The organism is Mesorhizobium sp. M2E.F.Ca.ET.209.01.1.1 (genome assembly GCF_004010375.2).
Taxonomy (GTDB): Bacteria; Pseudomonadota; Alphaproteobacteria; order Rhizobiales; family Rhizobiaceae; genus Mesorhizobium.
Genome location: NZ_SADP02000002.1, coordinates 414,313 through 437,722 on the forward strand (window position 1 = coordinate 414,313; position 23,410 = coordinate 437,722).

24 protein-coding genes and 1 riboswitch are annotated in these 23,410 nt (G+C 65.0%); of the genes, 20 read left to right on the forward strand and 4 right to left on the reverse strand.

Annotated features, from left to right (window positions below; genetic code table 11):
- The first annotated feature begins 225 nt into the window (after positions 1-225).
- The 8 genes from EN852_RS05425 (at position 226) to EN852_RS05460 (ending at position 9,885) form a co-directional block, all read left to right on the forward strand.
- Entirely contained in the window at positions 226-1,110 is an 885-nt protein-coding gene (locus tag EN852_RS05425; RefSeq protein WP_127875649.1) for an AraC family transcriptional regulator, read from the forward strand.
- 287 nt (positions 1,111-1,397) lie between these two features.
- On the forward strand, positions 1,398-2,480 hold the full coding sequence (locus tag EN852_RS05430; RefSeq protein ID WP_127875462.1) for a sugar ABC transporter substrate-binding protein: 1,083 nt from the start codon (positions 1,398-1,400) through the stop codon (positions 2,478-2,480).
- A 67-nt stretch (positions 2,481-2,547) separates the two neighbouring features.
- Positions 2,548-3,378, forward strand: coding sequence for an ATP-binding cassette domain-containing protein (locus EN852_RS05435; RefSeq protein WP_127867053.1), 831 nt, complete (start codon positions 2,548-2,550; stop codon positions 3,376-3,378).
- A complete protein-coding gene (locus tag EN852_RS05440; protein WP_127875461.1) occupies positions 3,375-4,625 on the forward strand; it encodes a sugar ABC transporter permease in 1,251 nt (416 codons plus the stop codon). Before EN852_RS05435 ends, EN852_RS05440 begins: the two co-directional genes overlap by 4 nt.
- A 24-nt stretch (positions 4,626-4,649) precedes the next feature.
- The gene (locus EN852_RS05445; protein ID WP_127875460.1) at positions 4,650-5,378 is read left to right on the forward strand and encodes an SDR family oxidoreductase; all 729 of its coding nucleotides are present in this window, start codon (positions 4,650-4,652) and stop codon (positions 5,376-5,378) included.
- 145 nt (positions 5,379-5,523) lie between these two features.
- Positions 5,524-7,131 carry an FGGY-family carbohydrate kinase gene (locus EN852_RS05450; protein ID WP_127875459.1) on the forward strand — a complete coding sequence of 536 codons (1,608 nt, stop codon included), beginning with the start codon at positions 5,524-5,526 and terminating at the stop codon, positions 7,129-7,131.
- 206 nt (positions 7,132-7,337) lie between these two features.
- Positions 7,338-9,107: an acyl-CoA dehydrogenase family protein gene (locus tag EN852_RS05455; protein WP_127875458.1), complete on the forward strand. Its 1,770-nt coding sequence runs from the start codon at positions 7,338-7,340 to the stop codon at positions 9,105-9,107.
- Positions 9,108-9,132: 25 nt separating this feature from the next.
- Positions 9,133-9,885, forward strand: a complete 753-nt coding sequence (locus tag EN852_RS05460; protein WP_127875457.1) for a crotonase/enoyl-CoA hydratase family protein — start codon at positions 9,133-9,135, stop codon at positions 9,883-9,885.
- Positions 9,886-9,906: 21 nt separating this feature from the next.
- Here the strand turns inward: EN852_RS05460 and pdxH are convergent, their stop codons facing one another.
- Entirely contained in the window at positions 9,907-10,524 is a 618-nt protein-coding gene (gene pdxH / locus EN852_RS05465) for a pyridoxamine 5'-phosphate oxidase (RefSeq protein WP_127875456.1), read from the reverse strand.
- Between the two features lie 40 nt (positions 10,525-10,564).
- Between pdxH and EN852_RS05470 the strand changes: the two genes are divergently transcribed.
- The 4 genes from EN852_RS05470 (at position 10,565) to EN852_RS05485 (ending at position 13,634) form a co-directional block, all read left to right on the forward strand.
- Positions 10,565-11,029 carry an RT0821/Lpp0805 family surface protein gene (locus tag EN852_RS05470; RefSeq protein WP_127875455.1) on the forward strand — a complete coding sequence of 155 codons (465 nt, stop codon included), beginning with the start codon at positions 10,565-10,567 and terminating at the stop codon, positions 11,027-11,029.
- A 111-nt stretch (positions 11,030-11,140) separates the two neighbouring features.
- Positions 11,141-12,067, forward strand: coding sequence for a J domain-containing protein (locus tag EN852_RS05475; protein ID WP_127875454.1), 927 nt, complete (start codon positions 11,141-11,143; stop codon positions 12,065-12,067).
- Between the two features lie 108 nt (positions 12,068-12,175).
- Complete coding sequence (fabI, locus tag EN852_RS05480) at positions 12,176-12,994, forward strand: enoyl-ACP reductase FabI (protein WP_127875453.1); 819 nt, start codon at positions 12,176-12,178, stop codon at positions 12,992-12,994.
- Between the two features lie 52 nt (positions 12,995-13,046).
- On the forward strand, positions 13,047-13,634 hold the full coding sequence (locus EN852_RS05485) for a histidine phosphatase family protein (RefSeq protein ID WP_127875452.1): 588 nt from the start codon (positions 13,047-13,049) through the stop codon (positions 13,632-13,634).
- A gap of 386 nt (positions 13,635-14,020) precedes the next feature.
- Here EN852_RS05485 and EN852_RS05490 read toward each other — a convergent pair whose 3' ends face one another.
- A complete protein-coding gene (locus EN852_RS05490; protein ID WP_127875451.1) occupies positions 14,021-14,284 on the reverse strand; it encodes a DUF1344 domain-containing protein in 264 nt (87 codons plus the stop codon).
- A gap of 204 nt (positions 14,285-14,488) precedes the next feature.
- Between EN852_RS05490 and aroC the strand changes: the two genes are divergently transcribed.
- Positions 14,489-15,598 carry a chorismate synthase gene (gene aroC, locus EN852_RS05495; protein WP_127875450.1) on the forward strand — a complete coding sequence of 370 codons (1,110 nt, stop codon included), beginning with the start codon at positions 14,489-14,491 and terminating at the stop codon, positions 15,596-15,598.
- Positions 15,599-15,704: 106 nt separating this feature from the next.
- Positions 15,705-16,805, forward strand: coding sequence for a 3,4-dihydroxy-2-butanone-4-phosphate synthase (ribB, locus tag EN852_RS05500; RefSeq protein ID WP_127867065.1), 1,101 nt, complete (start codon positions 15,705-15,707; stop codon positions 16,803-16,805).
- 61 nt (positions 16,806-16,866) lie between these two features.
- Here ribB and EN852_RS05505 read toward each other — a convergent pair whose 3' ends face one another.
- Positions 16,867-18,084, reverse strand: coding sequence for an MFS transporter (locus EN852_RS05505; RefSeq protein ID WP_127875449.1), 1,218 nt, complete (start codon positions 18,082-18,084; stop codon positions 16,867-16,869).
- A gap of 119 nt (positions 18,085-18,203) precedes the next feature.
- Between EN852_RS05505 and EN852_RS05510 the strand changes: the two genes are divergently transcribed.
- The gene (locus tag EN852_RS05510; RefSeq protein WP_127875448.1) at positions 18,204-18,797 is read left to right on the forward strand and encodes a TetR/AcrR family transcriptional regulator; all 594 of its coding nucleotides are present in this window, start codon (positions 18,204-18,206) and stop codon (positions 18,795-18,797) included.
- A 130-nt stretch (positions 18,798-18,927) separates the two neighbouring features.
- On the forward strand, positions 18,928-19,911 hold the full coding sequence (locus tag EN852_RS05515; RefSeq protein WP_127875447.1) for a hypothetical protein: 984 nt from the start codon (positions 18,928-18,930) through the stop codon (positions 19,909-19,911).
- Here EN852_RS05515 and bluB read toward each other — a convergent pair whose 3' ends face one another.
- Positions 19,912-20,643, reverse strand: coding sequence for a 5,6-dimethylbenzimidazole synthase (bluB, locus tag EN852_RS05520; RefSeq protein WP_127875446.1), 732 nt, complete (start codon positions 20,641-20,643; stop codon positions 19,912-19,914).
- A 42-nt stretch (positions 20,644-20,685) separates the two neighbouring features.
- Positions 20,686-20,863: riboswitch (cobalamin riboswitch) on the reverse strand.
- A 115-nt stretch (positions 20,864-20,978) separates the two neighbouring features.
- Between bluB and EN852_RS05525 the strand changes: the two genes are divergently transcribed.
- The 4 genes from EN852_RS05525 to EN852_RS05540 are packed head-to-tail and all read left to right on the forward strand — an operon-like array spanning position 20,979 to position 23,396.
- Entirely contained in the window at positions 20,979-21,905 is a 927-nt protein-coding gene (locus tag EN852_RS05525) for a histone deacetylase family protein (RefSeq protein WP_127875445.1), read from the forward strand.
- Positions 21,906-21,908: 3 nt separating this feature from the next.
- Complete coding sequence (locus EN852_RS05530; RefSeq protein ID WP_027164646.1) at positions 21,909-22,160, forward strand: exodeoxyribonuclease VII small subunit; 252 nt, start codon at positions 21,909-21,911, stop codon at positions 22,158-22,160.
- A 39-nt stretch (positions 22,161-22,199) separates the two neighbouring features.
- Entirely contained in the window at positions 22,200-22,466 is a 267-nt protein-coding gene (locus EN852_RS05535; protein WP_112125897.1) for a DUF2277 domain-containing protein, read from the forward strand.
- A 9-nt stretch (positions 22,467-22,475) separates the two neighbouring features.
- Positions 22,476-23,396, forward strand: coding sequence for a pirin family protein (locus EN852_RS05540; protein WP_127875444.1), 921 nt, complete (start codon positions 22,476-22,478; stop codon positions 23,394-23,396).
- Positions 23,397-23,410 lie beyond the last annotated feature (14 nt).

Here is a 23,410-nt window from a genome sequence, read left to right on the forward strand (position 1 = left end):
CAATCCTGAACCGCTATGGTTAAGGAAGTGCTTCACAACATCGGCTTGCTTCGGTCCGTTCCGGAACGTCAAAAAAGTATCGCTCGGGTGGACAAGCCGTGGTGGCAGGGGCTTCAATTGCCGCCTAAGCTTTCAATCAAGGCGGCCAGTTGGAAGAGACGGGCCCGCCTGACGAAGCGCAGCAACCGGTCACAAGACCGGACCCGCGCGGGGAGGAAAATGAACATGAATCCGGACCTGGAAGTCGTCCAGATCAGACAGGGAGAGTCGTTCAAGGCCTGGGCCCACGGCTATCCTTTCCGGACCGTGCGCTGGCACTTTCATCCCGAATACGAGCTGCATCTGGTCGTCGCCACCACCGGCCGCTATTTCGTTGGCGACTTCATCGGCGAGTTCGAGCCGGGCAATCTGGTGCTCACCGGGCCGAACCTGCCGCACAATTGGGTCAGCGACGTGCCGCCGGGCGAGACCGTGCCGCTGCGCGGCCGCGTCGTGCAGTTCTCCGAAGAATTCATCGCCAGCGCTTCAGCCGCCTTGCCCGAACTTGCCGCCTGCGCCGGCATCCTCGAGACCAGCCGCCGCGGCGCGCTGTTCTCGCCGGCGACGGCCGAGCTTGTGGCGCCTCAGCTGGCGGAACTGACCGAGGCGCAGGGCGTGCGTCGCCTGTCGCTGTTCATGGCCGTGCTCGATATATTGAACCGCGCCAGTGACGTCCGCACGCTGGCCAGCGCCGGCTATCTGCCCGACCCCTCCGGCTTCATGTCAGCAGGCATCAACCAGGCGCTCGCCTACATCAATTGCCACCTGACCGAGCCGTTCAGCGAAGGGACGCTGGCCGAGATCGCCGGGCGCAGCCCGAGCGCCTTCTCGCGCAGCTTCCGCCGCCACACCGGCATGGCGCTGGTGCAATATGTCAACCGGCTGCGCATCAACCTTGCCTGCCAGCTGTTGATGAGCGAGGCGCAGATGTCGATCACCGAGATCTGCTACGCCGCCGGCTACAACAACATCTCGAATTTCAACCGCCAGTTCCTGGCGCAGAAAGGCATGTCGCCTTCGCGCTTCCGGGCCTTGCTGGCTGAGAACATCAACGCGGAGATTGCCGCCTAACAGGGAGGAAACCGGGAGGAGCTCAAAGCAATTCCGAGAGGAATTGCGTCAAGACCAAAGAGACATTCAGGGAAGGAAGAACGCGGGGTGCAGGGCACCCGGTGATGGAGATCATTTATTCTGAAATCCAGCACTTCAGGAGGATGTTTGCACGGCTTACCGGGATCGGATCGATCCTCAGCCGACTGATCATACTCCTTTCAACAGTTCGACATGCAGTCAAGGCCTGGCGCGCCGTTCACCGCGCGGGTCCTCGTGAAACCATTTCTCGGAAGGGAGACATTCGAATGACCAGACATGCTTGGAAATCGCCGTTTGCCTTGAAATCGACCATCGCGGCCGTTTTCGCCGTCTCGCTGCTCAGCAGCACGGCGGCGTTCGCTGACACCGTCACCGATGCCACGGTCGCGTTCCTGATGCCCGACCAGGCATCGACCCGCTACGAACAGCATGACTATCCGGGCTTCGTCGCCGAGATGAAGAAACTGTGCCCGGGCTGCAAGGTGATCTACCAGAACGCCGATGCCGATGCCGCGCGCCAGCAGCAGCAGTTCAATTCGGTAATCTCGCAAGGCGCCAAAGCGATCGTGCTCGATCCGGTCGATTCCACTGCCGCCGCCTCGCTGGTCAAGCTGGCCCAGAGCCAGGGCGTCAAGGTGATCGCTTACGACCGGCCCATTCCGACGGCGCCCGCCGATTTCTACGTGTCCTTCAACAATGAAGGCATCGGCAAGGCCATCGCGGATTCGCTGGTCGAGCATCTCAAGGCGCTCAAGGTCGACCCTGCCAATGGCGGCCTGCTGCAGATCAACGGCTCGCCGACCGACGCGGCCGCCGGTCTCATCAAGAAGGGCATCCACGAAGGCCTCGACAACAGCGGCTATCCGATTCTGGCCGAGTTCGACACGCCGGAATGGGCGCCGCCGAAGGCCCAGCAATGGGCGAGCGGCCAGATCACCCGCTTCGGCGCCAAGATCCTCGGCGTCGTCGCAGCCAATGACGGCACCGGCGGCGGCGCGATCGCTGCCTTCAAGGCGGCCGGCGTCGATCCGGTTCCGCCAGTGACCGGCAACGACGCGACCATCGCGGCGCTGCAACTGATCATCGCCGGCGACCAGTACAACACCATCTCCAAGCCGAGCGAGATCGTCGCGGCGGCCGCGGCCAACGTCGCCGTCAAGCTCTTGTCGGGCGAGACGCCGAAGGCCGAGATGACGCTCTATGACACGCCCTCGCAGCTCTTCACGCCGGCGGTGGTGACGCAGGAGAACCTCAAGGCCGAGATCATCGATAAGAAGATCAATACGGCCGCCGAGCTCTGCGTCGACCGCTATGCCGAAGGCTGCAAGAAGCTCGGCATCACCAACTGATCAAGTGGCATCCGGCCGCCCCGCGGCGGCCGGATGTCCAGGCAACAACTGTCAAGAAAGGCGGCGCATGAGCGAAAGTCCTGAAAGGTCGGCATCCGTCGGCGAGCTGGTGCTCAGCCTGCGCGGCATATCGAAGAATTTCGGCGCCGTCTCGGCGCTGACCGATATCGATTTCGACGTCCATGCCGGCGAGGTCGTAGCCTTGGTCGGCGACAACGGCGCCGGCAAGTCGACCTTGGTCAAGATCCTGGCCGGCGTGCATCAGCCGAGCTCGGGAACGATCAATTTCCGCGGCCGGCCGGTGACGCTGCCCGACCCGCGCGCAGCGCTGACGCTCGGCATCGCCACGGTGTTCCAGGACCTCGCGCTTTGCGAAAACCTCGATGTCGTCGCCAACATCTTCCTCGGCAACGAGATCAGCCCGCTGCGACTGGACGAGGTGGCGATGGAGATGCGCGCCTGGACGCTGCTCAACGAATTGTCGGCGCGCATTCCGAGCGTGCGCGAGGCGGTCGCCTCGCTGTCCGGCGGCCAGCGCCAGACGGTGGCGATCGCGCGCTCGCTGCTGCTCGAGCCGAAACTCATCCTGCTCGACGAGCCGACCGCCGCGCTCGGCGTCGCCCAGACGGCGGAAGTGCTCAACCTTATCGACCGCGTCCGCGCGCGCGGTCTCGGCGTCGTCATGATCAGCCACAACATGGAGGATGTCCGCGCCGTCGCCGACCGCATCGTCGTGCTGAGGCTCGGGCGCAACAACGGCGTCTTCGAGCCGGATGCCTCGAACCAGGATTTGGTGAGCGCCATCACCGGCGCGTCCAACAACGCGGTCTCGCGCCGCGCCGAGCGCCTGCGGGCGGAACGCGATCACAGCGCACAGGCGGGGGAGCAGCGCCCATGACGGAGCAAGGCAATTTGGCCCCACTGGCGCTTGACCGAGCCGACGCGCGCGTCAAGCATGAAGCCGGCATCGGCGGAGCGGTCCGCGCCTTCCTCGATCGGGTGCGCAGCGGCGATCTCGGCTCGCTGCCGGTCATCGTCGGCCTCGTGGTGATCTGGACGGTCTTCACCAGCCTCAACCCGGTGTTCGTTTCGAGCAGCAATCTGGTCAATCTCCTGTTCGATTGCTCGACCGTCGGCGTCATTGCGCTCGGCATCGTCTGCGTGCTGATGGTCGGCGAGATCGACCTGTCCGTCGGCTCGATCAGCGGCTTCGCCTCGGCAATGGTCGGCACGCTGTGGGTCAACCAGGGCTGGCCGGTCGCGCTGGCGATCCTGGCCGCGCTGGCCTTCGGCGCCCTGATCGGCGCGCTCTATGCCTTGCTGTTCAACCGCCTCGGCATGCCGAGCTTCGTTTCAACGCTGGCCGGCCTGCTCGCTGTGCTGGGCATGCAGCTCTACATCCTCGGCTCCACCGGCTCGATCAACCTGCCCTACGGCTCCGCTTTGGTGGATTTCGGCCAGCTGATGGTGATGCCGAAATGGGTCTCGCACACGCTTGCCGCGATCCCGGGTTTGGCGATGCTGGTCAGCGGGCTTCGCACCTTCGCGCGCCGACGCGCGGCCAATCTGTCGACGCCGTCCGTGGCCGGGCTCGTCCTGCGCGTCGCCGCCATAACGATCGGCCTCGAGCTGATCGTCGCCTACCTCAACCAGTCGCGCGGCATCCCGTGGATGTTCGGCCTCTTCGTTGGCCTAGTCGTAGCGATGAACTATGCGCTGACCCGGACCAAATGGGGGCGCTCGATGACCGCCGTCGGCGGCAACCGCGAGGCGGCGCGGCGCGCCGGCATCAAGGTGCGCGCCATCTATCTCAGCGCCTTCGCGCTGTGCTCGCTGTTCGCCGCGCTGGGCGGCGTGCTTGCAGCCGCCAGGCTCGCTTCCGCCAGCCAGCAGGCCGGCACCGGCGACGTCAATTTGAACGCCATCGCGGCCGCGGTCATCGGCGGCACCAGCCTGTTCGGCGGCCGCGGCAGCGCCTATTCCGCGCTGCTCGGCATCATCGTCATCCAGGCGATCGCCAGCGGGCTGACGCTGCTCGATCTGTCCTCATCGCTTCGATACATGATCACCGGTGCCGTTCTGGCAATCGCCGTGATCGTCGACTCCCTCGCGCGCCGTTCCCGTGCCTCGCACGGCCGCGCCTGATCCGTTCAAACGAGAAGGGTACACATGGCTCAAGATCTTTCGGGAAAAGTCGCCGCGGTCACCGGCGCGGCATCGGGCATCGGCCTCGAATGCGCCAGGGCGATGCTTGCCGCCGGCGCCCGCGTCGTGCTGATCGACCGGGCCGAGGACCGGCTGAAGGAGGTCGTCGCCGAGCTCGGCGACGGCGCGATCCCGCTGGTGATCGACCTCACCACCCCCGCCAGCGTGGCGACCATGCTGCCCGGCATCCTCGACAAGGCTGGCCAGCTCGACATTTTCCACGCAAATGCCGGCTCCTATGTCGGCGGCGAGATCCTCAACGGTGATCCGGATGCCTGGGACCGCATGCTGAATCTCAACATCAACTCGGTATTCCGTTCGGTGCATGCGGTGCTGCCGCACATGGTCGGACGCAAGACTGGCGACATCATCGTCACCAGCTCGATCGCCGGGCTGGTGCCCGTCGTCTGGGAGCCGGTCTACACGGCCTCCAAGCACGCCATCCAGGCCTTCGTCCACACGCTGCGCCGGCAGGTCGCCAAGCACGGCCTGCGCGTCGGCGCTGTGGCGCCCGGCCCGGTGGTGACGGCGCTGATCAGCGATTGGCCGAAGCAGAAGCTCGAGGACGAGCTGGCGGCCGGCGGGTTGATGCAGCCTGTCGAGGTCGCGGAAGCCGTCCTGTTCATGGTGACGCGGCCGAGAAACATCACCATCCGGGATCTGGTGATCCTGCCGCAGAGCAATGATTTGTGATGAAGGAAGGGAGTAGGGCAGTAAGGCAGTAGGGCAGTAGGGCAGTAAGTGAAGCACCTTCGCCCTTGCGACCGACCGCTCAAGACGGACAATCGCCCTACCGCCCTACTGCCCTACTGCCTTACTGCCCTACCTTGAGGTCCCCATGCCTTCCCACTTCCTCGGCATCGATGTAGGCACCGGCAGCGCGCGCGCCGGCGTCTTTGACGAGCGCGGCGAGTTGCTCGCTTCGGCCAAGCGCGACATAGCGCTCTTCGTCGAGCCCGGCGAGATTGCCGAGCAGTCCAGCCGCGACATCTGGCAGGCGGTATGCGCCAGCGTGCGCGAGGCGGTCGCGAAGGCGGGCGTCGATCCCCGGGAGATCGGCGGTATTGGCTTCGACGCGACCTGTTCCCTGGTGGTGGTCGGCGACGATGGCGAGCCGCTGCCCGTGGGCCGTTCCGGAGACAGCGATCGAAACATCATCGTCTGGATGGACCATCGCGCCCTCGACCAGACCAGGCGCATCAATGCCGGCCACCATCCCGTCTTAGACTATGTCGGGGGCGTCATTTCGCCTGAGATGGAAACGCCAAAGCTTTTGTGGCTGAAGGAGAACCTGCCCGCGACCTTCGCCAGTGCGAAGCATTTCTTGGACCTTGCCGATTACCTGACCTGGCGCGCCACCGGCAGCCTTGCCCGTTCGGTCTGCACGCTCGCCTGCAAATGGACCTATCTCGGCCATGAGCGGCGCTGGGACGACAGCTATTTTTATTCCGTCGGGCTCGGCGAGCTTGCGGATGAGGGATTTGCCCGTATCGGAACCGAAGTGGTCGACCCTGGCACCACGGTGGGTGGCGGCCTGACAGAAGCGGTCGCGGCCGAACTGGGGCTGGTCGCGGGCACGGTCGTCGCCGCCGGGCTGATCGACGCTCATGCCGGCGGTGTCGGCACCGTGGGTGCTGCCGGCGATGCCGGCACCATCACCTCGCGCATGGCCTATGTGCTGGGCACCTCGGCCTGCACCATGGCGAGCAGCCAAGGCCCGGCCTTCGTTCCGGGCGTATGGGGGCCCTATTACTCCGCCATGGTGCCTGGCTTATGGCTGAGCGAGGGCGGTCAGTCGGCGGCCGGCGCGGCCATCGATCTGCTGGTGCATTTCCACCCCGCCGCAGCCGAGGCTGCCACGCGCGCCGCGGCGGAAGGCAGATCGCTGGTCGATTGGCTGGCTGCGGCCGCCACGGCAAATTCGCCCGACCTTTCGGCCGCCGCTTCGCTTGCCGGAAGCATCCACGTCGTGCCCGAATTCCTCGGCAACCGTTCGCCCTTGGCCGACCCGGATGCGCGCGGACTGATCGCCGGGCTCGGCACCGACCGCTCCATCGACAGCCTCGTCGGCCTCTACGTGGCCGGGCTTTGCGGCCTCGGCTACGGCGTCCGTCAGATCGTGGCGGCGATGGCGTCGTCGGGCCTTGGCGTCGACACCATCGTCATCAGCGGCGGCGCCGGGCAGTCGCCGCTGGTGCGCCAGCTCCTCGCCGACGCCGCCGGACTGCCGGTCGCTGCCTCGCAATCGCCGGAACCGGTGCTGCTTGGCGCCGCGATGCTCGGAGCGGTGGCATCTGGCCGCTATCCCGATTTGTCGACAGCGATGCCTGCAATGTCACGGCTTGGCGACGTTTTTACACCTGCGTCGGGCGACATCCGCGCTTGGCACGACAAGCGTTACGAAGCCTTCCTGGCGCTGCAGGCGGTAGGCCGCAGCATACGCTGAGGAATCGATCAGCGCCTAAACGGCGACGAAACCTCGAATGGACCGGGCGCCGGCTCCCGCTGCGCCCGTGGATGTCGACGGCCATGCAAATTCCGCGTGACAAAGTTTGACGTTTACGTAAAAAGAAGGTGCGAGGCCAATCCAAAGGTTGATGGTTTCGCTCCGGCCATGCGATTACGGTTGGCTGGGACGGAGGAGGATGAGACATGTATCGCGCGCCGGTCGAGGACATCGCCTTTACGCTCAAGCAGGTGGCGGGGCTGAAGCCGGCGCTGGATGCCGGCATTTTCGGCGATCTTGGCGAGGACCTCGTCGATGCGATCCTCGCCGAAGTGGGACGCTTCGCCAGCGAGGAGGTCGCGCCGCTTTACAAGATCGGCGATCAGCATGGCGCGGTGCTGAAGGACGCTGCCGTCATCACGCCGCCAGGTTGGAAAGAGCTTTACCGCCGCTGGATCGAAGGCGGCTGGAATGCGCTGTCCGGCCCGGAAGAGTTCGGAGGGCAGGGCCTTCCGACCATGATCGGCGTCGCCGCGCTTGAAATGTGGAACTCCGCCGCCATGGCCTTCGGCATCGGCCCGACGCTGACCATGGGCGCGGTCGAGGCGCTCGACAAGCACGCCTCGGAGGAACTCAAGGCCAAATATCTCGCGAAGCTCGTATCCGGCGAATGGATGGGCACGATGAACCTGACCGAGCCGCAGGCGGGCTCGGACCTCGCGGCTCTGCGCAGCCGCGCCGAGCCCGTCGGCGACGGCACCTACCGCATCTTCGGCCAGAAGATTTTCATCACCTATGGCGAGCATGATTTCACGGACAACATTGTGCATCTGGTGCTGGCGCGGTTGCCCGACGCGCCCGCCGGCACGCGCGGCATCTCGCTGTTTCTGGTGCCGAAGTTCTTCGTCAATGACGATGGGTCGCTCGGCGCCCGCAACGACGTCTTCTGTTCCGGCCTGGAGCACAAGCTCGGCATCCATGCCTCGCCGACCTGCACCATGATCTATGGCGACGGTTTTCAGGGTGCTGCGCCCGGCGCCATCGGCTGGCTGATCGGCGAGGAGAACAAGGGACTGGCCTGCATGTTCACCATGATGAACAACGCCCGCCTGGCCGTCGGCATGCAGGGCGTGGCGGTGGCCGAGACCGCGACGCAGAAGGCGATCGCCTATGCCAATGAGCGCCGCCAGGGCAAGGCTTCAGCCTATGCTGGCTCCGGTATGGCGCCGATCGTCCATCATCCGGACGTGCAGCGCAATCTTCTCACCATGCGCGCGCTGACCCAGATCGCCCGCTCGATCAGCTATTCCTGCGCCCATGCGATCGACCGCGCGCGCGTCGTCGAGGGCGAGGCCGCGGCCAAATGGCACGACCGCGCCAGCCTGCTGACGCCGCTCGCGAAAGCCTTCTCCACCGATATCGGCGTCGAGGTCGCCTCGCTGGGCGTTCAGGTGCATGGCGGTATGGGCTTCATCGAGGAGACGGGCGCCGCCGCCCTTTATCGCGACGCCCGCATCGCGCCGATCTATGAAGGCACCAACGGCATCCAGGCGATCGACCTCGTCTCGAGAAAGCTGCCGCTCGGCGGCGGCGAACACGTGCATCGCTACATCGGCGAATTGAAAGCGGTCGCTGATGCCGTGCGCACCTCCAACATCGAAGGCTTCGGCCGCACCGCCGGCAATCTCGACCGTGCGCTGGCCGATCTCGACGAGGCGACGCGCTTCCTGCAAAAACTGCTTGCCGACGGCGAGGCTGACGCCGCGATGGCCGGCGCCACGCCTTATCTGCGCCTGATCTCGTTTGCCGCCGGCGGCGCCTATCTGGCGCAGGGTGGCCTGGCAGACCGCAGCCGCATCACGCTTTGCCGCTTCTTTGCCGAAAACCTGCTCGGCGAGACGCGCGCCTTGAAGGAGCGCGTCATCGACGGCGCCGAAAGCCTCGCCGTCGCCGGCAAGGCGTTGATCTCCGCTTGATCCCTGATCGTCAAAGGAACCGATTGTGACAGACCATATCCTCATAGAGCGCCGGGGCGCCGTGCAGATCATCCGGATGAACAGGCCGGACAAGAAGAACGCGCTGACGCGCGCCATGTACGCCAAAATGTCGGCCGCCCTTGCCGAGGGTGATGCCGATCCGGCCGTCCGCGTGCATGTCTTCCTCGGCGTTCCGGGCGCCTTTTCCGCCGGCAACGACCTCGCCGATTTCCTGGTCATCGCCACCGGCGGCGAGGGCGGCAATGAGGTGTGGGATTTCCTGATGGCGCTGGCCAACGCCGAAAAGCCGATGGTGTCGGGCGTCGACGGCATCGCCGTCGGCATCGGCACCACGCTCAATCTGCATTGCGACCTGACCTTCGCCACGCCGCGCACGCTGTTCCGCACACCTTTCGTCGATCTCGGCCTGGTGCCGGAGGCCGGCTCCAGCCTGATCGCGCCGCAACTGCTGGGGCGGCAGGGCGCCTTCGCGCTGCTCGGCCTCGGCGAGGGCTTTTCGGCCGAGCGCGCCAAGGCCGCCGGCATGATCTACGACGTCGTCGCGGAAGACGCGCTGGAAAGCACGGTGCTGACCGCGGCCGAGGGCATCGCCGCCAAGCCGCCGCAGGCGCTGAAGATTGCGCGCGACCTGATGCGGGAGCCGCGCGAAGCGCTGATCGCCCGCATCAAGGTGGAAAGTGAACATTTCCGCGAGCGGCTGACATCCGAAGAGGCGCGCGCCGCGCTGACCGCTTTCATGACGCGCAAGAAGAGCTGAAGGCGTCGCCCGCGCGCGCCCTCAGGGATAAAGCCTGGTCTTGTCCCAGCCGCCGGCGGCATTGCGTGTAAACACGACACGGTCATGCAGGCGGAACGGCCGGTCGTGCCAGAACTCGATCGTCTGCGGCACGATACGGAAACCCGACCAGTGTTTTGGCCGCGGGATCTCGCCGATGGCGTAGCGCGCCGTGTATTCGGCCACCGCCTTCTCCAGCGCGAAGCGGCTCTCCAGCGGCCGCGACTGTTTCGAGGCCCAGGCGCCGATGCGGCTGCCGCGCGGGCGCGTGGCGTAATAGGCGTCGGCCTCGGCGTCGCTGACGATCTCCACCGGCCCGCGCACGCGCACCTGGCGGCGCAGCGATTTCCAGTGGAAGCACATCGCCGCCTTCATGCTGCCAAGAATCTCGCGGCCCTTGGCGCTGTCGAAATTCGTGTAGAAGACAAACCCCTTTTCGTCGAACCCCTTGAGCAGCACCATCCGCACATCCGGCATGCCGTCGGCGTCGACGGTCGCCAGAGCGACGCCGTTGGGATCGTTGGGCTCGCTTTTGGTCGCGTCCTCCAGCCACGCGGCAAAAAGCCGGAACGGCTCCGCCGCTTCGGTGAAGTCACTGCTTGTTAACTCGGTTTCGTTCATAGTTTTCCAAATTTTTAACATTGCGGGAGGAGTTCGCCGATTGTCGCGTATCGCGCAAGCTTTTGACAGCGGGCAATGGAGCGTTATCGCTTCGGCCAGCGCCAAGGCTGCGCTGCTGACGTTGGCGCTTCCCCTTGCCGCCTGCGGCGCCGGCGGCTTCAGCCTGCAAAAGGCCGAGGTCGACCGCTCGATCATCACCGCCAGCGCGCCGTCCTCGCCTGCCGCCCCGGCAGTCTCCGACCAGGACTCAGACCAGACCACCATCGGCAACGCGGTTTCTTCCGCCGACATCAAAGAGCTTGGCGGCCAGACGGTGCCATGGGCTAATGCCGGCACCGGCTCGCGCGGCGCGATCACAGAACTGGTCGAGCTGAAGGACGGCGGCCTGACCTGCCGCCGCTTCAGCGCCACGCGCGAGAGCTTCGACGGCGTCGCCCTTTACAAGGGCGAGCTGTGCCTCGCCGGCGCCGGCGGCTGGCGCATGCAGGAGTTCAAGGCGCTTTGATTTGGGCGCTTTGAGTTTCACGCGCTAATTGCCCTTGCGCCACTGGAATTTCTTCCTATGCGAGCGCATATAGGGGGCGACCACAAATCCAATCTCTAGCAGGCAGGAAGTATGCGCGACCCCTATGAGGTGCTGGGCGTTGCCAAGAACGCATCGGCGAAGGACATAAAATCGGCTTACCGCAAGCTCGCCAAGAAGCATCATCCGGACCAGAATCCGAATGATCCCAAGGCGAAGGACCGTTTTGCCGCCGCCAACCAGGCTTACGAGATCGTTGGCGACGAGAAGACGCGCGCCGCCTATGATCGCGGCGAGATCGACGCTGACGGCAAGCCGAAATTCCAGGGTTTCGAGGGTGCGGCCGGCGGCGACCCGTTCGCGGGGTTCCGCCGTCAGCAGGGCCCGGGCGGCGCGCATTTCGAATTCCGCACTGGGCGCCCGGGCGGCGATCCGTTCGACGGCAACAGTGACATCTTCAGCCAGATCTTCGGCGATGCCTTTTCCGGCGCGCGCGGCGCCGGCCGGGGCGATCGCCGCCAGCCGGTGCAGGCGGCCGACCTCAACGTCACCATGGACATCAGCGTCGAGGAGGCGGCCACCGCCGATAAGGTGACGGCGATGTTCCCCGACGGCCGCAAGGTGGCGGTCAAGCTGCCGGCCTATGTCGAGGACGGCCAGACGATTCGCCTGAAGGGCCAGGGCGAGCAGGGTCCGGGCCAGCCCGGCGACGCGCTGGTCAAGATCCACATCCGCCGGCACCCGCGCTACCGCATCGAGGGGCGCGACCTGCATGTCGACCTGCCCGTCGATCTGGCCGACGCCGTGCTCGGCGCCAAGGTGGCGGTCGAGACGCCGACCGGCAAGCTCGCGGTCAACGTTCCGGCATGGTCGAGCTCGGACAAGGTGCTGCGCCTGAAGGGCAGGGGCCTGCCGGAAAAGGCAGGCGGCCATGGCGATCTCTATGCCCATGTGCGGCTGATGCTGCCGGAGGGCGGCGATGCCGAGCTCGAGGCCCTGATGCGCCGCCGAAAAGGCTGATCGAGGGAATTTTGTTCCCGTCACAGTGTCTTTTGAGCGCTTGAAGGGGCTCTGTGCCTGTGCGATAGGGCTCTCCACAAAGCAGATATTCTTGCGGAGAGCTTGCACATGGCAGGTGGACAGGGCCTGATGGCCGGTAAGCGAGGCCTGATCCTGGGCGTCGCCAACAATCGGTCGATCGCTTTCGGCATCGCCAAGGCTTGCGTCGATCACGGCGCCGAAATCGCGCTGACCTATCAGGGCGAGGCCTTCAAGAAGCGCGTCGAGCCGCTCGCGGCAGAGCTCAACGCGCATGTCGCTGGACATTGCGACGTGACCGACCCGGAAAGCCTCGACGCGGTCTTCTCCGACATCGCCGAGCATTGGGGCAAGCTCGACTTCCTCGTCCATGCCATCGCCTTCTCCGACAAGGACGAGCTCACCGGCCGCTATGTCGAGACGACGCGCGACAATTTCCTGCGCACCATGGACATTTCGGTGTTTTCCTTCACCACGATCGCCAAGCGCGCCGAGCCGCTGATGACCGACGGCGGCTCGCTTTTGACGCTGACCTATTACGGCGCCGAGAAGGTGATGCCGCATTACAATGTCATGGGCGTCGCCAAGGCGGCGCTGGAAGCAAGCGTGCGCTATCTCGCCGTTGACCTCGGCGCCAAGAAGATCCGCGTCAACGCGATCTCGGCCGGGCCGATCAAGACGCTCGCTGCCTCAGGCATCGGCGATTTCCGCTACATCCTGAAGTGGAACGAGTATAATTCGCCGCTGAAGCAGACGGTCACCCAGGAAGAGGTCGGCGATTCCGGCGTCTATTTCCTGTCGGACCTGTCGCGCGGCGTGACCGGCGAGGTCCATCACGTCGATTCCGGCTACCACGTCGTCGGCATGAAGGCGGTCGACGCGCCGGATATCTCGACCGTCAAGGACTGATCCGCTCCGCTTACCCTTCGTCCCAGGCCCTGGCCCGACCTCGGAAGACTTGATGTACCCGCTCGTCTACATCGCGCGCCACGGCCAGACCGAGTGGAATACCCAGCGTCGTCTGCAGGGTCAGGCCGACACCGACATCAATGAGCTTGGACGCCAGCAGGCGACTGCCAACGGACGGCGCCTGGCCGCGATGATCGGCAAAGGTGAGGATTTCGACTTTGTCGCAAGTCCGATGCGGCGCACATGCGAAACCATGGAACTGATGCGCGCGGCAATGGAGCTCGACCCGCTCGCCTACCGGACGGAGCCGCGTCTGGTGGAATTGAGTTTCGGCGAATGGCAGGGTTTTACGTTTCGGGAGCTCGAGGCCCGGCATCCTGGATCCACGCATGGCCGCCGCGCCGCCAAATGGGATTTCCAGCCGCCCGGCGAGGGCGCGGAAAGCTACGAGATGCTGCTTGAACGGGTGAAGCCTTGGTTCGAAGCGCTTGACCGGCAGACGGTGTGCGTCACCCATGGCGGCGTGATGCGCTGCCTTTTCCGCTTCGTCGAAGGCATATCCAAGAACGATGCGGCCGCCCTGGAGATCCCGCAGGACCGCCTGCTCCGGCTGGAGGGCCGCAGCCTGGAGTGGCTGTAGTCCAGGTGCGGCCCTGAAGGTCGTCATCCCCGGGCGAAGCGGAGCGAAGACCCAAAGATCCATGCCGCGCCCTCAGCCGAATAGTAAAAACGGCGCAGAACAAAGGTCGTTCTGCACCGCTGCAAAGCTCTGACGTAACGGCATGGATTCCGGGGTCTGCGCGCGTCGCTGCGCTCCTTGCGTCGCCCTGGAATGACGAAGCTTTGGCGTCCCGGCCAGTTTCCAAACACCGACGGTGCGCGGTGGCCAGAACCTCGCGGCGCGGCGAATTCAGGTCAGGCCGAGCCGAAAATGGTGGGTTCCGAGAACCGGAGCGGAGCGCACTCTTCGTACGTGAACACCGGAAGCGCAGGAAGCCGCCATTTGCAAGGCCGGCCTCACCTGAATTAATTTTGGTCGCTGTCGGGCAACTGCATGTCGGTGACGACATTCTCGCCATTGCTCACGTCATAGGCGATGACGATGTCCATGCCCGGCTTCAGCGAGTCGACATCGGTTTCGGCGTTGAGCTTATAGGCCTTGCCGTCGTCCAGCGTCAGCGTCAGCGTGTCCTTGTCGACCTTCTTGATCAGGCCTTCGGTCTGGCCGGCGAACGCGGCGGCGGTGGAAATCAGCAGCATGGCGCAGGCGGCGCCAATCAGGGTACGCATCGTCGTCCTCTTTAGGTCATTGCGCCGGCTCGTCAGCGGCGGGTCCTCAACGGCGGATGGGAAGAGAGCAGAAACCAACCGAATGTGTCAAAACTAAATCCGCGACATCACAGTTTGATGCATCCGATCACCGTTTGACCACTGTGGAAAACGCCAATAGAAGGCAGCCGTAGCCGGTTTCGTCACCCGGGCAGGGCGTTGTTCATGTCTCACAACACATTCGGCCACCTTTTCCGCGTCACCACCTGGGGCGAAAGCCATGGCGCCGCGCTCGGCTGCGTTGTCGACGGCTGCCCGCCCGGCATCCGCTTCAAGCGCGAGGACATCCAGGCCGAGCTCGACCGCCGCCGCCCCGGACAGTCGCGCTTCGTCACGCAGCGCCGCGAGCCGGACGAGGTCAAGATCCTGTCCGGCTTCATCCTCGACGAGGACGGCGAGACGATGATCACCACCGGCACGCCGGTGTCGATGCTGATCGAGAATGTCGACCAGCGCTCCAAGGATTATGGCGAGATCGCCCGCCAGTACCGGCCGGGCCATGCCGACTACACCTACGACGTCAAATACGGCCTGCGCGATCATCGCGGCGGCGGCCGTTCCTCGGCGCGCGAGACGGCGGCGCGGGTCGCTGCCGGCGCCCTGGCGCGCAGGGTTGTGCCCGGCATGACGGTACGCGGCGCGCTGGTCTCGATGGGCGAAAAGTCCATCGATCGCGCCAACTGGAACTGGAATTTCGTCGGCGACGCCGAAAACCCGTTCTTCACCCCGGATCCGGCCTCGGTTCCGGTGTTCACCCAATATCTCGACGGCATCCGCAAGGCCGGCTCCTCGGTCGGCGCGGTGATCGAGATCGTCGCCGACGGCGTGCCGCCGGGTCTCGGCGCGCCGATCTACGCCAAGCTCGATCAGGATATTGCGTCCGGCCTGATGTCGATCAACGCCGTCAAGGGCGTCGAGATCGGCAACGGCTTCGAGGCCGCCCGCATCACCGGCGAACAGAACGCCGACGAGATGCGCATGGGCAATGACGGCAAGCCGGTGTTTTTGTCCAACAATGCCGGCGGCATATTGGGCGGCATCTCGACCGGACAGCCGATCGTCGCCCGCTTCGCCGTCAAGCCGACCTCGTCGATCCTGACCCCGCGCAAATCCATCGACAAGGACGGCAAGGATGTCGAGGTGATGACCAAGGGCCGCCACGACCCCTGCGTCGGCATCCGCGCCGTACCGATCGGCGAGGCCATGGTTGCCTGCGCGATTGCCGATCATTATCTGCGGCACAGAGGACAAACGGGGAGGGGAGTAGGGGAGTAAGGCAGTAGGGGAGTATGTTAACGCTTGCCCAGTGGCCAACTTTTTCCTTTCCCCTACTCCCTTACTGCCCTATTCCCCTACTCCCTTGCGAGCGAAGCGAGCACTTATGCCATACGACCAGAAGAAGATCGTCGAAGCGATCCGCGCCTTCGAGCGCGGCGAGATCGTTGTCGTCATGGACGATGATGGGCGCGAGAACGAGGGCGACCTGATCGTCGCCGCCGTGCATTGCACGCCGGAAAAAATGGCCTTCATCGTGCGCAACACCTCCGGCATCGTCTGCACGCCGATGCTGCGCGAGGATGCGAGACGGCTGAACCTCGCGCCGATGGTGGCGGACAATGACTCCGCCCACACCACCGCCTTCACCGTCAGCGTCGATTTCAAGCATGGCACCACGACAGGCATTTCCGCCGACGACCGCACGCTCACCGTGCGCAATCTCGCCAATGGCAATGTCGGCCCGTCGGATTTCGTGCGCCCCGGCCACATTTTCCCGCTGATCGCGCGCGAAGGCGGTGTCTTGATGCGCTCCGGTCATACCGAGGCCGCGGTCGATCTTTGCAAGCTTGCCGGCCTGCCGCCGGTCGGCGTCATCTCCGAGCTGGTCAATGACGACGGCACCGTCAAGCGCGGGCCGCAAGTGCAGGCTTTCGCCGAGGAGCATGGCCTGAAGCAGGTTTCGGTGGCCGACCTCATCGCCTACCGCCAGCGCAAGGAAACGCTGGTCCAGCGCGTCGCCTGTTCCGACATCGAAACGCCCGGCGGCAAGGCGCAAGCCTTCACCTACACGCTGCCATGGGATTCCATGCACCACCTGGCGGTGGTCTTCGGCGACATCCGCGACGGCGAGGAGGTGCCGGTGCGCCTGCATCCGGAGGATGTCGTGACCGACGTGTTCGGCACCAGCCACCGGCTCGACGGCATCATGAAGGCGATGGGCGAGCGCAGGCGCGGTGTTATCGTCTATCTGCGCGAAGGCTCGGTCGGCGTCGCCCACCAGGAGCGCAAGCGGCCGCTAAGCGGCGACCGCGAGGATCACGAAGAGGCCCGCCGCCGCGAGAACGAATGGCGCGAGATCGGCCTCGGCGCGCAGATCCTGAAGGATCTCGGTATCTCGTCGATCAACCTGATCGCTTCACGCGAGCGCCATTATGTCGGCCTCGAGGGCTTCGGCATCCACATCGCCAAGACCGAGATTATGTAGCTGGCTGACGCCTCCGCGACGTCGTCAACCATGGGCGGACCGACGCGATGGCCGAATACCGTCACTCCGCCGGCGCCACCGCTCGGCCTCTGTCCACATCGCAATCCGTCGCCAGCCGGCATTGCCCGGCTAGCACGGTCGCCAGCGCGATAGCACCCGCCGCCACGGAAACCCAGAACCCGTTCTGCGGACCGAAAGTCTCGACCATCCAGCCGGCGGCGAAGGAGCCCAGCGCCATGCCGATGCCGATGCCGGTCGTCACCCACGTGACGCCTTCGGTCAGCATGGCCGGCGGCACGTGGCGTTCGATCAGGCCGAAAGCGGTGATGAAGGTCGGCGAGATCGCGACGCCGCTGACGAAGACCGCTACCGCCAGCGTCGGCACCTTGTCGACGAAAAGCAGCGGCAGCGTGGTGAGCGCGATCACGGTGACCGCCACCGCCAATTGCCGCTGCAGCGGTGCCTTCAGGCTGAGCGCGCCGACGATGATGCCGAGCACGAAGGATCCCAGCGCATAGACGCCGATGACCAGGCTCGCCGCCTCGGGCTGGCCAAGCGCCTTGGTGATGGCGACCGTTGTCACTTCCGTGGTGGCGAAGGTCGCGCCGACGAAGATCAGCGCGAAGGTGATGATCTGCACCGGCCGCAGGCGGATCGCCGAACCGGTCGCGCCATGCTCGACCGGGCGGACAGGCGGCTCCGTCGAGCGCTGCAGCAGGAATGCAGCTGAGCCGAGCGCTAAAAGGACCGTGCTGACTACCATGCCGGCTTCGGGGAACAGCGCGGCGCTCAAGCCCACCGACAGCGAGGCGCCGGCGACATAAACCAGTTCGTCGGCCGCCGATTCGAAGGCGAAGGCGGTGTTCAACTCCGGCCGGTCGCGAAAAATCTCGGTCCAGCGCGCCCTGACCAGGGCAGGAACGCTGGGCACGGTGGCGGCAAGCAGCGCCGACCCGAACAAGGTCCAGGCCGGCCAGTGCTGATTGGCCGCCACGATCAAGGTCGCGAAGGCAAGCACCGAGACAAGCGTCATGGGTGCCGCGATCGCCGTCTGGCCGCGCCGGTCCACCAGCCGCGACACCTGCGGCGAAAGGAAAGCATTGACCAGCGCGTAGGTGGCCGAGACCGCGCCGGCCAGCCAGTATTCGCCATGCGTCTGCGACAGCATCGCGACGATACCGATCGGCGCCATGGCGATCGGCAGGCGCGCGATGAAGGCGGCGGCGGCGAAGCCTTTCGTGCCGGGAGCCCGAAAGATGTCCGCATAGGGGTTTCGCATGATCCTGCTCCTCGACAAGAGTACATAACATAATTACATACGCTGCGTATAAATGTGAGATAGTTCATACGTCGCGTATGTCAATTGGCATACGACGCGTATGTGAATAGGGCCAGGGCATGCACAGACCGCGCAGGGAGATGATCGCCGAGACGCGCGCCAAGCTGATCGCGGCCGCCCGCCATGCCTTCGGCACGATCGGCTATGCCGAGGCCTCGATGGACGATTTCACTGCCTCGGCCGGCCTGACGCGCGGCGCGCTCTACCATCATTTCGGCGACAAGAAGGGGCTGCTGCAGGCGGTGATCGCCGAGATCGACGGCGAGATGGCCTTGCGGGTGAACGAGGTGGCGTCGAAGGCGCCGACCCGCTGGCAGCATTTCGTCGACGAATGCACCACCTATATCGAGATGGCGCTGGAGCCGGAAATCCAGCGTATCATGTTCCGCGACGGCCCGGCTGTGCTCGGCGATCCGGCACAGTGGCCGAACGCCAACGCCTGCATCGCCTCGATGACCGGGCATCTGACCGCGTTGCAGGGGGAAGGGGTTGTCGTCGCCGATGTCGATCCCGAGACAGTTGCGCGGCTAATCAACGGCGCCAGCAGCCAGGCAGCGCAGCGCATCGCCAATTCCAAGGATCCCGAAGCCACCTCGAAGAAGGTGATTGCGGCCTTCAAGCAACTGCTCGAAGGCCTGCGCAAGAAGCCTTGAGGGCACGCTTGGGTAACCAAGCCACCACGTTGTGCACCGGTTTCGGGCCGGTGCAACCCTGCCGCGGTTGACAATAGCCGGGGCGAGCGCATCCTCCTGCGCCAACTCTTAGGGCGTGGAGAGTCGGGGCATGTGGGACTTCAGCATCGCCAGGTCGGTGTCCATCATGATGCGGACATGGCCGTTTATCGTCTTTCGCATGATCGTCTATTTCGGCATCACGGTCGCCTACATCATGGCGACCGGCACGGGTGCCAGTGTCGGCTACGGCGTCGGCCATATCTCGACCGATCCGGACGGCCCGATGTCCTTCGCGCTGTGGGGCGGCGTGGTCGGCTTCGGCGTCGTGTCGATCGCCGTCTACTGGATCCGCGAATACATCCTTTATGTGTTGAAAGCGGGTCATATCGCCGTCATGGTGCATCTGATCGACGGCCATGACGTTCCTGACGGCCAGGGCCAGATCGCCTATGCCAAGGAAGTGGTCACCCAGCGCTTTGCCGAGGCCAACGTCCTTTTCGTCGTCGACCAGCTGGTCAAGGGCGCCATCCGCGCCATCACAGGCCTGATCGGCGGCATCGCCGCCTTCCTGCCCATTCCCGGCCTGAGCGGTATCGTCAGCTTCATCAACACGGTGATCCGCCTGTCTCTGACCTATGTCGACGAGATCATCCTCGGCTACAACATCCGCATCAATTCGAACTCGCCCTTCGAGACGGCGCGGCAAGGCGTCGTGCTCTACGCGCAGAATGGCAAGCACATGGTCAAGAACGCCATCTGGCTGGCGGTGATCATGTGGGGCGTATCCTTCGTTATCTTCCTGTTGATGCTGGCGCCCGCGGCCGCGATCCTGTGGGTCATGCCGGGACAGCTTGCCGGCTGGGCCTTCGTGCTCGCCATCGTCTTTGCCTGGGCCTTCAAGGCCGCCTTCATCGAGCCTTTCGCCATCGCATCGCTGATGCAGGTCTATTTCGAAACCATTGAAGGCCAGACGCCCAATCCCGAATGGGATCGCCGGCTGGCTGAGGCCTCGTCCAAATTCAGGGAACTGCGCGACAAGGCGCTGGGCTCCTTCGGCGGCGGCTCGCGCTGGGATACGCCCCGGGCGGCTTGATCACGGCCTTGGCTGGCGACCTAGCCTTTCAATCGCCGATTTGAGCGGCGCCTCGCCGGCGCCGCGGAACGTCTCGCTCATCACCAGTTCCGGCAGCGGCAGGCGCTTGCCCCAGCCATGCGCTTCGAGGTCCGGCTTCGGCGCGAATTCCGAGACGCGGCCGACGCACAGATAGGCGATCGGCGTGACATGTTCGGGGATCGCGAGAAGCCGCTTCAATGCCTCGGTCTCGATGATACTCACCCAACCGACGCCGACGCCCTCGGCTCGCGCCGCCAGCCAGAAATTCTGCACCGCGCAGACTGTGCTGTAGAGATCCATCTCCGGATTGTGCCAGCGCCCGAGCGGCGAGTGCTTCGAGCGCTGCCGGTCGCAGGTGATGCAGAGGTTGAGCGCGCTTTCGCAAATCCCTTCGAGCTTCAGCTTGCGGTAGAGCGCCTGCCGCTCCGCCTCGATCGCCGGCAACTCCTGCTCGCGCGCGGCGAGGAACAGGTCGCGCACTTGTCTGCGCCGCTCGGCATCGCGGATGACGATGAAGTTCCACGGCTGCATATAGCCGACCGACGGCGCATGATGCGCGGCGGTGAGAAGCCGCGCCAGCACACAGTCATCGAGATCGTCGGCCGTGAAATGGCTGCGCACGTCACGCCTGGTGAACATTGCCCGATAGACCGCGTCGCGCGCCAATTGGTCGAAGTCGTCGCCGCTCGCGGCGATCGCTGCTGCCGTCATCGCTTTTCCCCTTGCGACAAGCAGTCCCCCGCCTGACCAAGCGGAAGACCATGTCTGCCGGGCCGGTCTTCTGGCTCGGGATCGTCCCGCTCCGGCGCCTTCCCGTCATGGACAGTGGCGTTTGCCGGCGCGGTCCCCCTCACAGCGTTGGGCACGCCACGGAGTTCAACCGTGTTCCCGATTCTCCCGCGTCGCGGGCACCAGGCAGCGGAATGACCTTATCGCGAAGTTCGGCACCCGCCAATGGCGCGCACGACATGGGCTGGCGCAATTTCCCCAGCCATTCGGCTTTTCAAACATGGTCATTACGGCCGCAGGTGCCTAGATTAGGCGCCATGGCCACCCGTCTCTACACGCACCCGATCTTCCTCGAACACCTCACGCCGCCCGGCCACCCCGAGCGGCCCGACCGCCTGCGCGCCATCGAACGCGTGCTGGACGACGAGGCGTTCTCGGCGCTCGACCGCGTCAAGGCGCCAGAAGGCGATGAGAAAACCATCCTCTATGCGCATCCCGAGAACTTCGTCGAGCGCGTGCGCGCGGTGATCCCTCAGAGGGGCATCGTCTCGATCGATGCCGACACCAGCGCCAGCCCGAAAAGCTGGCAGGCGGCGGTGACAGCGATCGGCGCGGCCAATGCCGCCGTCGACGACGTCTTCGAGGGCCGCGCCTCTAATGTCTTCGTCGCCGCGCGTCCGCCGGGACATCACGCCGAAAAGACCACCGCGATGGGGTTCTGCCTGTTCAATACGGCAGCCATCGCCGCCCGCCACGCGCAGAAGAAGCACCAGGCCGAGCGCGTCGCCATCGTCGATTGGGACGTCCATCACGGCAACGGGACGCAGGACATCTTTTGGGACGACCCGTCGGTGCTCTATTGCTCGACGCATCAGATGCCGCTCTACCCAGGCACCGGGGCGAAGAGCGAGACCGGCGCCGGCAACATCGTCAACGCGCCGCTCGCGCCTCGGACCGGCAGCGACCTGTTCCGTGACGCTTTCCTGTCGCGCGTGCTGCCGTCCATTGATGCCTTCGCGCCGGATTTGATCATCATTTCCGCCGGCTTCGATGCGCACCACCGCGATCCGCTGGCCGAGATCAACCTGACCGAGGATGATTTCGACTGGGCGACCGGCCAATTGATGGAGCGCGCCGGCCGCCACAGCGGCAACAGGCTCGTCAGCCTGCTGGAAGGCGGCTACGATCTGCAGGGACTGGCATTTTCAGTCGCCGCCCATGTCGGGCGGCTGATGAAGGGATAGGGTATGGCAGTGGAAGGCAATGAGGACGTCAAGGCGATGAGCTTCGAGCAGGCGCTCGACGCGCTGGAGAAGATCGTCGACGATCTGGAGCGCGGCGACGTCCCGCTCGACCAGTCGATCAAGATCTATGAGCGCGGCGAGGCGCTGAAGGCACATTGCGACCGGCTCTTGAAGGCGGCCGAGGACAAGGTCGAGAAGATCAGGCTGTCGCGCGACGGCAAGCCGGTCGGAACGGAGCCGCTCGACGCGGAATAGTTTGGGCGGGCAGAGCAAGCAAGGTAAGGAGTTCAAGCCATGTGCCGCAACATCAAGACCCTGGCCAATTTCGAGCCGCCGGCGACCAATGACGAGGTGCATGACGCGGCGCTGCAATTCGTGCGCAAGCTGAGCGGCTCGACCAAGCCGTCGAAGCGCAACGAGCATGCTTTCTATCACGCCGTGGAGGCGATCGCGGCCGCCGCGCGCGAATTGATCGATTCGCTCGAAACCAACCAGGAACCGCGCAACCGCGAGGAAGAGGCGGCCAAGGCGAAGGCCAGGTCGGCGCTGCGTTTCGCCTGAGGAACCGACATGAGCTTCTTTCCGGGAAATGATCCTGAACCGGGCGATGCCTTCGCCTGCGACCAGATCGAGCTGATGGTCATCCCCAACGCCAAGGACATCGGCGGCTTCGAGGTGCGCCGCGCCTTGCCGACGGCGAAACGCCGTCTGGTCGGGCCGTTCATCTTCTTCGACCGCATGGGCCCGGCGATCCTGCGCGCCGGCCATGCGCTCGACGTGCGTCCGCATCCGCATATCGGGCTCTCCACCGTCACCTATCTGTTCGACGGCAAGATCAGGCATCGCGACTCGCTCGGCACCGAGATGGTGATCGCGCCCGGCGACGTGAACCTTATGACCGCCGGGCGCGGCATCGTTCATTCCGAGCGCACGCCGGAGGAACTGCGCGGCGCGCCGATGTCGGTCTCCGGCCTGCAGACCTGGCTGGCGCTGCCGGACGGCAAGGAGGAGATTGCCCCGGTTTTCGCGAACACGTCGGTGGCCCGCTTGCCTGAGATCGATGCCGAAGGCGTCAGCGGCCGCGTCGTCATCGGTGAGTTCTCGGGTCTGCGCTCGCCGGTCGCGACCGCATCGGACACGCTTTACGCCGATCTGCGCCTGGCGGCGGACGCCAGCGTGAAGATCCCGGCCGATGCCGAGGAACGCGCCATCTACACGCTGGAAGGCGATGTCTCGATCGCCGGCGATGTTTTCCCCGCCGAGCGGCTCCTGGTGTTCAAGCCCGGCGAGGAGATCGTCGTCTCTTCCGAGCGCGGCGCGCATTTCATGCTGTTCGGCGGCGCTTCGCTGGGTTCCCAGCGCTACATCTGGTGGAATTTCGTCTCGTCCTCGAAGGAACGCATCGAGCAGGCCAAGCAGGAATGGAAGACTGGCCGCTTCGATATCGTTCCCGGCGATGAGGAAGAGTTCATTCCGCTGCCCGAGAGCTAGGATCCTGTAGCCGC